Consider the following 559-nt stretch of genomic DNA (forward strand, 5'->3'; position numbering starts at 1 on the left):
CAAGGTCGATTTCGCCCTGATCGGCATCAGCGGCATCGACGAGGACGGCACCCTGCTCGACTTCGACTACCAGGAAGTCCGCGTCTCCCAGGCGATCATCCATAACGCGCGCAAGGTCTTCCTCGCGGCGGACTCCAGCAAGTTCGGCCGCAGCGCCATGACCCGGCTCGGCTCCCTGGAGCAGATCGACTGCCTGTTCACCGATACCCAGCCGGACGACGTGTTCGCCGAACTGCTGGCACGGTACAAGGTGCATCTGGAGATCGCCGACTAGGTTCGGCGTCAGCCCTTCTTCGCGGCCCGGTCCGCTCCCACGAACGGAGAATCCAGGAGCCGCGGTCGCCATCGTCCAGGCCGCTAACGGCGGCCGGCAACGATTCACCCGCCCCGCCTATTGTCCGCATGCTCCGCCTGGGCGCGTGCGACCTGCCAATGTCAGCAGCCGGCGCCCACGCCCTAAGCGTGGAAACCCTCTGCATCCCCCCCTGCTCTGCCGCACCTGTGCGCGGACAAGTCGTTCCCTCAAGCGATGCCAAGCCTCTGAAGCGACCGCGACCAC

The 559-nt window shown here is 66.2% G+C and carries 1 pseudogene; it reads left to right on the top strand.

Annotated features, from left to right (window positions below):
- Positions 1 to 274 (top strand): annotated as a pseudogene (locus tag N879_RS15710) (DeoR family transcriptional regulator); the annotation flags it as partial.
- Between the last annotated feature and the right edge of the window lie 285 nt (positions 275 to 559).

The organism is Alcaligenes sp. EGD-AK7, from assembly GCF_000465875.3.
GTDB lineage: Bacteria > Pseudomonadota > Gammaproteobacteria > Burkholderiales > Burkholderiaceae_B > Alcaligenes > Alcaligenes phenolicus.